9 protein-coding genes are annotated in these 7,351 nt (G+C 36.1%); 5 read left to right on the top strand and 4 right to left on the bottom strand.

Annotated features, from left to right (window positions below; all coding sequences use genetic code 11):
* From C4E06_RS25315 to C4E06_RS25305, 3 genes are all read right to left on the bottom strand, one after another.
* Positions 1-480: helix-turn-helix domain-containing protein (locus tag C4E06_RS25315; protein WP_157951249.1), on the bottom strand; the 480-nt coding region annotated here is incomplete at its 3' end.
* A gap of 26 nt (positions 481-506) precedes the next feature.
* The gene (locus C4E06_RS25310; protein WP_107671126.1) at positions 507-704 is read right to left on the bottom strand and encodes a hypothetical protein; all 198 of its coding nucleotides are present in this window, start codon (positions 702-704) and stop codon (positions 507-509) included.
* Positions 705-749: 45 nt separating this feature from the next.
* On the bottom strand, positions 750-1,031 hold the full coding sequence (locus C4E06_RS25305; RefSeq protein ID WP_107671125.1) for a hypothetical protein: 282 nt from the start codon (positions 1,029-1,031) through the stop codon (positions 750-752).
* Between the two features lie 279 nt (positions 1,032-1,310).
* Here C4E06_RS25305 and C4E06_RS25300 point away from each other — a divergent pair, with 279 nt between their 5' ends.
* A complete protein-coding gene (locus C4E06_RS25300) occupies positions 1,311-1,568 on the top strand; it encodes a hypothetical protein (protein ID WP_107671124.1) in 258 nt (85 codons plus the stop codon).
* Between the two features lie 96 nt (positions 1,569-1,664).
* On the opposite strand, the gene C4E06_RS25295 is transcribed toward C4E06_RS25300, so the two are convergent.
* The gene (locus tag C4E06_RS25295; protein WP_107671123.1) at positions 1,665-2,261 is read right to left on the bottom strand and encodes a tRNA-(ms[2]io[6]A)-hydroxylase; all 597 of its coding nucleotides are present in this window, start codon (positions 2,259-2,261) and stop codon (positions 1,665-1,667) included.
* 278 nt (positions 2,262-2,539) lie between these two features.
* Between C4E06_RS25295 and C4E06_RS25290 the strand changes: the two genes are divergently transcribed.
* Genes C4E06_RS25290 through C4E06_RS25275 form a run of 4 tightly spaced genes read left to right on the top strand, consistent with a single transcriptional unit; the run spans position 2,540 to position 7,264 of the window.
* On the top strand, positions 2,540-3,280 hold the full coding sequence (locus C4E06_RS25290; protein ID WP_107671122.1) for a prepilin-type N-terminal cleavage/methylation domain-containing protein: 741 nt from the start codon (positions 2,540-2,542) through the stop codon (positions 3,278-3,280).
* Between the two features lie 53 nt (positions 3,281-3,333).
* Positions 3,334-3,780 carry a hypothetical protein gene (locus C4E06_RS25285; protein WP_107671121.1) on the top strand — a complete coding sequence of 149 codons (447 nt, stop codon included), beginning with the start codon at positions 3,334-3,336 and terminating at the stop codon, positions 3,778-3,780.
* A complete protein-coding gene (locus C4E06_RS25280; protein WP_107671120.1) occupies positions 3,731-4,825 on the top strand; it encodes a PilW family protein in 1,095 nt (364 codons plus the stop codon). The genes C4E06_RS25285 and C4E06_RS25280 overlap by 50 nt, the downstream gene beginning before the upstream one ends.
* Positions 4,826-4,837: 12 nt before the next feature.
* Positions 4,838-7,264, top strand: coding sequence for a hypothetical protein (locus tag C4E06_RS25275; RefSeq protein ID WP_107671119.1), 2,427 nt, complete (start codon positions 4,838-4,840; stop codon positions 7,262-7,264).
* The last annotated feature ends 87 nt before the right edge of the window (positions 7,265-7,351 follow it).

The raw sequence follows: 7,351 nt of genomic DNA, 5'->3' as shown, positions 1-7,351 counted from the left end.
CCTCGATATAGTAAAGGTTTGAGAAACACAGTTATAAGGGATAGCCTCTTTTAATCTGAATGTTCCCAAAGTAGGAATTTTTATCTTTTTTCCCTCCTTGACTAATACCTTACCGTTAGAACTATCTACTGTAAAACTACAGTGATCTTTCTTCTTTTTAAAACGAGGTAAGTCTGCTTTTATTTTAGGCTCTCTCCAACGGGAAAATGCTTTTTTCAAGTCCCTAAAAGCATTCTGATAAATGCGAGATGAATATTTATTTGTCCATAAATATTCTGTTTGCTTTTTAGTAATGTTTGTAAAGACTTTCTTGATAGCATCTAACCGTTTTGAGTCACTGCCAGAAATTTCGGGAATATCCCAGGTGGATTTGAGTAAAGATAAGCCATGATTGTATACAAAGCGAGAAAAGCCAGCACAGCCAGCAAAAAAGCTCTTTTCTTTGTTATTCAGCTTTAATTCTCTCTTAATTGCGTACATGATTAGCTCTTTGACTCCCCTCAGAGCTAACACCGAGCGAAGTCGAGGTCATTTCCTTGTCCTATCTCTCCTAAAATTTCTACTGCACGAAATGTGGATTGATTTTTTGGAGAGTTGATTAAATCCATTAAAGCATTGATGACTAACCCCTTGTTTTCTTTTCCTATCTTTTTTAGACTATCTGCAGGACTGATGCGAGTGGTTTCATCTGCAGGAGAATCCATTAACTCGATTAAACTTGCGATCGCTCTTTGAGGATCAGTTTCTAGTCAGATTTCACCAGCTGTGTTCCTCATAGGATCTAAATGTTTTTCCCGATTACTCCCTTTACCCCAATCTATAATCTGTGTTACTATTTCATCTCCTAAAGAACAATCTTTAAACTGATAAAAATCATTACACCCATCTTTAAACTTAACTAAAGCTTTAACAAACTTTTCTTTTTCTTCTTGTAATATGTGATTTCTTCCTATCCACAGCAAAATAACTTCTTTCCATTTCGGCTCAAAAATACGATATTTCTTACCCTCAACAGATAAAAAAGCATTCATTTTTATATTGTCTATTAATAAGTATTTAACCCGAATATTAAAGCAAAATTCGGGTTTGGTAACAGCAATGATTCTGTTTTGTGTGATTAGTCGGTTTTTATAAAGCTAGTTAACTAAAAATCTAAACTAAAGAGTGAAGTAAATACATCTATCCAAAGACATATTAAATTAATGGGACTTGTCGGTTTTATTCTATTGCTAATTATGCTTTTAGATAGATTAAATTTTTGGAAATTTGATTTATATTATTAATATTAGTCATTAAGTGAGGAAATATTTATGGCAGCTTCAACACCTCTCCATGAAAACGAATTAATCGACTGTGTAAGAGCTAATATAGGAAAAGATATAGCAACCGTAGCAGAAAGATCCGGTTATGGTGGAAATATTGAGAAATTTGAAAAAGAGTTAAAAAAAGCTTATGAATCTATTGGTGTAAATATAGCAACATTTGATGCTTTAAAGCAAAAAGAAAAAGAAAAAGAAAGAGAAAAGCAAGGGGTAGAAATTGCTCCTGAAACACCCAGTGACCTTTAAAATTATAGTAATCCAAACTTATTAAATTTGGACGTAATTCTCAGATATAAAGAATAATAAAACTTGCAAGAATTAACCCTTACCTCAGAAATATAACTAACTATGTATTCTGGGTTCGGGGTGTAATATGGCTAAAATTTCGCTTTCTATAATTGATAATTCTTCTAGTCTTTTTTGTACCTTTTCTCTCTCAAAATAAGTGTCGGCTAATACCCAATAAATACCATAATGTCTGGCTTCTGATGCCATTAAACTACGGTAAAATTTAGCTAAGTTTTCATCGGGGCAATGTTTTCCTAATAGTCCTAATCTTTCGTGGGATCTCGCTTCTATTAAGGCTGCAACCAGTAAAGAATCTAGACATCTTTGGGGTTCTTGGGTACTAATTTCTGCTTTTAATTTTGCTCCATAGGGAGGAGAAGATAACGGACCTAGGGGAATATTTTTCTTTTCTAACCATTGATTAACTTGGTCAAAATGTTCTAATTCTTCTTGGGCGATCGCTGTTAATTTCCTGACTAATATTGTATTAGAAGAATAACGAAACATTAAATTTAAAGCGACACTGGCTGCTTTTCTTTCACAATGGGAATGATCTAATAAAATCGTATCTAAATTATTAATGGCTTGGTCGATCCAAGCATTTTTTGTAGCAGTTTTTAAGATACTAATTTGAGTCTTTTGGGTTAACATAATTAATAAAATAAGTAAAAACTCGTATTTCTTGACTGATTTGAGTGCGTAAAGTTGGGTATTATCATCATTATATAATAAACGGTTTCATTACGAATAAAAGAAGCGATCGCTTCTTTGAGTAATACTAACAGTTGGCTAAGTAAGTTTAAGGAAACCATCCTTGTTTTCATCACTCTGTTATTGTGATCGAGATCATCGAAGAAATGTAATAAATCCAATACTCTGATAGATATACTTAGTGTTAGATTAATTTATTTTAAATCAATTAGAAAATCGTGAAACAAAAATGCTTACAACTATTAAAATTAGAACAAGAAAATAGAGGATATACATTATTAGAAACCTTAGCAACAGTCTCCATCATTGGAATACTTGCTATTATCGCAGGTCCTATCAAAAGTTGGGTTGAAAATCCTCTAGCCAATGGGACAAACCAAACCGTTGCGGTATTAAATTTAATCCGAATGCGTGCTATTTCCACTACCTCAGCTTATCGAATTAAACCCGATCCTCTCGTTTCGACTCATAAATTTAAAGTTGAAATCGCCAGAACAAGAGGTTGTGAAAGTTCAACAAAATTGACCACTGATGCAACATCAACCGATCAAGAATTAACGGTAGCATCAACAGAAGGGTTAGTGGTGGGAGATAGTATTATTGTCGGTAATGATAGGGAGAATAATGAAATTATCGCCACCAATTCCTCAACCATAACCCTAGGAGAATCATTGGGAACTTCTCAAGAAGAAAATGCAACCGTTGAACTCATTAATAACTGGTTGAACGATATGAATTTCACAGAAGAAGAGCTAACTTTGCCAGAAGAACTCACCATAAACGGTAATCCTACCGATTGGACTTTATGTTTTGATAGTCGAGGTCATGCCAATCTTTATGATGCTTCAGGAGTCGTCAATCGTAATTTAACTTTAACCTTAACCAATACTTTTAATGAAACTCAAAGCAAAATTACTATTTTTAGAGGAGGTGCGGTTAACGTTGAATACCTTGATTAAATGGAACTTAAAACTAATAAACAGTTAATTTATTTAGATATAACAGGTGGTTGATGATGAGCATTTTAAAACTAATTCTACCTAAAAAAAATCAAGACTTAGGGGTCGGGTTACTGGAAAATGTGATTTCATTGGTCATAGTTACGACGATTTTATCTGTCATGATACCGATATTTTTTGCTGAAAAAGAGCAAAAACTCAACCAAAAAATTTTAACAGGAGCTATCGCTTTATCAAAAGAAAATTTAGATGATTTGAGACGACAAAGAATTCTCAATCTTCCCTTGGGAGAATCAACAAGCCAAGAAGATAATTTAGGTTATTCTTATGATTTAAAACAATATATCTGTACACAAGAACCCATCATCAATGAAGACGAATCGGTAACTTGTGAAACGACCGTCGACATCGAGAGAAATTTGCGTCACGTTCTTTTGAAAATCAAAAAAAATGGAAAAGAAATCTATACAGTTCAAACGGCATTTACTCGACTTAGATAAATCCAGTAGAAAAACCTCAACTCAACCTTTTTATATAGGAATCTATTTATTTAAACTAAGATTCTGTGGTCAGAAAGGAGTCACCCTTGGGGAACTACTGATAGGAACTCTAATCTCATCGGTTATTATTAGCCTTGGTTTTATGGGTTTTTCTTGGTCTCGACAAATATATCTTCAAGATCAACAAAGTAACGATATTAATCAAACCCTTCGGAGTGTTTTTGAAGTCGTTGGCTCCGATATTCGGCAAGCAGGAGAAGGCTTTGCTGAAGATCCGAATTTCCCTAGTCTTGTGATTAGTGAAAACTCAGGCAATTCAGAAATTGCTATTCGGCGCAGCTTATTAACTGGGAGTCTTCCAGTCTGTCGTCAGGTTGTATCGGGAACCTCTGATGCAGTGGTGGTGGTAGATGAGACTGGTTCTATTGCTGGTTGTGATGTGATTGACGATGATAATAATGGTTGGCCTGATAATTTAGAGAGTTGGAGAGAGTATCGTGTCTCCAATGGGGCAACCATTCGTGCTTTTATTTACGATGGAACGGGAAATGGAGAATTCTTTGACTATAACGGGGAAGAAACATTTGCTACAGATGGTTCTAGTATTACTCCCGCTCCAGACGTTGTCGCATCAGCCTCTATCACTACCCATAGTCATACCTGGGCAAATACCTACGAAGCGAATGGCTCTAGTCGAATTTATCTGATCGAGGAACGTCGTTATCGATTACGAAATAATAATCTGGAGCTAGTTATTGATGATGATGAGAGCCAAACCTCTAGTATTGTAGGTAATCTAGAGAGTTTTGAAATTATTACTCATATTCAACAAGATTTATCTACAGATTCTTCACAGAGATATACTTGCACCATTATTCCCCCTGAAGATTCCACTTCTTGCGATGCAACACTGCCTAATCCTTATGTTTGGTCGCAAATTAGATTTATTGAAATTAAGCCTAAAGTTCTGATTTCTAATCCTTTATCTGCTGTGGAAACAGAACAATCTCAAAAAGTTTTTCCACGAAATATTTTGAATTATTAAGGTACTCCTATAATGAATAAGCTATCTCAAACCAATAAACATTTAATTTTTTTTCTGAAAAGCCTATCCCAACAGTCTTTAAATAAAGATAAAGGATATTTGTTTATTTTAGTGCTTGGTTTAGGTTTAGCACTTCATTCGCTGTTAGTAGCCTATGCGGTTGTCAACAAAGTTGAACGGATCACTACTAGAAGTGCATCGGACATTAACAGTGGATTTTATGGGGCTGAAGCCGGACTGAATCGTAGAGCAGAAGAAATTAGGCAAACTTTCGTTGACTTTAATCGACCTTCAGGATCAAGTCCCTCCTCTGTGGCTGCTTGTCTAGACTCTGATTCTACTAATGACGGAACAGGGGATTATCAGTGTAAACAATATGAGTTCGTTCCCGCTTCCGATAATAAAGAAGGTCATATTGCGGCCACTTATGCCGTTGAGCGAAATGGTGGACAGCCAAAAACTGGGGTAATTCCGAGAGGAGAACCTTACCAAAATCTCAATATGCTCGAATATACTTATTCGATTTACTCTATTGCTAAACATAAAAATGCCCCTCCTTCTGAGGTAACGGCAATTCTACAACTAGACATCAAAAGTCGTCTAGTGCCGATGTTTCAGTTTGCTGCTTTTTATGCCAATGATTTGGAGATTCTTCCGGGTCCAACGATGAATCTAAGTGGGCCAGTTCATACCAATGGGGATCTTTATCTCGGTGCCAATAACAATAATGGACTCAATATTGATGGTCAAGTTACCCTTTCTGGGGATCTCTATAATAAACGGAAGAATAATAATTCGACTTATCCTGATGGAAGAGTCAGAATTATTAACGCGGCCGGGACAAATTTTTTGAATTTGTTGTTTAACGGAACAGGAAGCACTAGCCAAACCCGAAACCCTATGGACCCTATTCGGGTAGGGACGGCCTGGGGAACTCAAGTTCAATTGGGTTTGGAGTCCATTTCTTTACCGCCTCCGAGTTTTCTTGATAAGACTGGGGAATACAATACGAAAGCGGATTTGCGTTTTCATTATAAACCCGTTAGCACTTCAAATTTTATCCCTGATTTAATAACGATTCCTTTTGAAGTCACTGCCATTGATCAAACCTCTGGTAACACTGTTTCCTTAACAGAAGGAGAGTTACGCAGTTTACGCCAACCTATTTTGGTCAGTCGAGAGTTAGCTGACATTAGCGATGCCGATTTTAAAGTTTGCACCCCTAAAATTTCAGTACCTACCGTTGCTGGTCTCACATTAACTCAAACGCAACTACTGCCAGAACTTTTATATCTTGCGATCGTTTCTCAACCCATTGCCATTCCCTATTCATTGCTGTCTATCCCCCTTAACAATTCTGCTTTGTCTGATGTGAGAACATCCCTACTGAATTTAATCAACTCAAAATTTTCTCTGTCTCTGTATTCTTTGCCAGCTAGTCTTAGTCATCTCTCACCCCTTGAAATTGCAGCATTAGATAGTCGTTGTTTTGTGAGTGCGGTTTTACAAGATATTGGACGAGATAATTCTTCCGATTATTCTCTTCACCGTTTCTATAATGATCGTGAGGGTCGGGATATGCGCCTGTTGCAAATCAATTTTAAAAGTTTAGCTATTTGGAATAAAGTCGGTCGCTATGTTCAATTTAATGGTGGGATACCCATCAATAATAATAGTAATCAAGGATTTTCGGCAGAGCATAGACTGTTTAGTACAGCAAGTCCTGACAGCGATGCTCCTGAAGGTTCCTTTCAAAATTTAGGGTTAGCTGCGAGTGATTCAAGTGATGGCGGTTTAGTTATTTATGGAACCATTGATAGTAGTGACTATCCTGATGCTGATGGAAACACCAGTCCTTACGGTTTTGCCATTACTCAAGGCAAACAATTGATGAGCTTAGCAGGAAGTGATTCAATTAATGATCCTCTGGGTGTGACGTTTGCCAGCGATCAAGCTATATATTTACAAGGAGATTATAACAGCCTCAACAAACAACCGGCTGCTATTTTGGCCGATTCTATCAATGTTTTGTCCAATGCTTGTTTAAATGCTAACAAGGCGATTAATAAAAACTCCGATAGCAACTGTGATATTGATGGAGATAAGAAAAATGGAATAGAAACGACTATTAATACTGCCTTTTTGGGGGGAACTGATATTACTAATTCCAGCTTAACTTCTGGATATAATGGCGGTTTGGAAAACTATCCTCGATTTTCGGAGAATTGGGCCGGGCAAACTTTGACCTATCGCGGTTCTTTTGTTAGTTTAGGAACTCCTACTCATGTTCGCGGAAGATGGTTAAATCAAGAATATAATGCGCCTAATCGTAATTGGGACTATGACCTCGATTTTAATGATGCAGATAACTTACCTCCTTTAACGCCTAGATTTGTTTACTTAAAACAAGAGTCTTTTATTCGTAATTTTCAACAATAATTAGGGATGCTTTTTTTTTATACACTGAATACAACTGAATAAATTATCATTATGATAATCATCTAATAAATTGGAATTGCTGCTTAA

Source organism: Cyanothece sp. BG0011 (genome assembly GCF_003013815.1).
Classification (GTDB): Bacteria; Cyanobacteriota; Cyanobacteriia; order Cyanobacteriales; family Microcystaceae; genus Crocosphaera.
The sequence above is the reverse complement of the archived record's forward strand: the minus strand, read 5'-3'. Positions and strand labels throughout refer to the sequence as shown.

Excerpts from the sequence above, each read along its gene's own strand:
- C4E06_RS25310 (WP_107671126.1), bottom strand. The coding sequence starts at position 704 with ATGGATTCTCCTGCAGATGAAACCACTCGCATCAGTCCTGCAGATAGT.
- C4E06_RS25305 (WP_107671125.1), bottom strand. The coding sequence starts at position 1,031 with ATGAATGCTTTTTTATCTGTTGAGGGTAAGAAATATCGTATTTTTGAG.
- C4E06_RS25300 (WP_107671124.1), top strand. The coding sequence starts at position 1,311 with ATGGCAGCTTCAACACCTCTCCATGAAAACGAATTAATCGACTGTGTA.
- C4E06_RS25295 (WP_107671123.1), bottom strand. The coding sequence starts at position 2,261 with ATGTTAACCCAAAAGACTCAAATTAGTATCTTAAAAACTGCTACAAAA.
- C4E06_RS25285 (WP_107671121.1), top strand. The coding sequence starts at position 3,334 with ATGATGAGCATTTTAAAACTAATTCTACCTAAAAAAAATCAAGACTTA.
- C4E06_RS25280 (WP_107671120.1), top strand. The coding sequence starts at position 3,731 with ATGGAAAAGAAATCTATACAGTTCAAACGGCATTTACTCGACTTAGAT.
- C4E06_RS25275 (WP_107671119.1), top strand. The coding sequence starts at position 4,838 with ATGAATAAGCTATCTCAAACCAATAAACATTTAATTTTTTTTCTGAAA.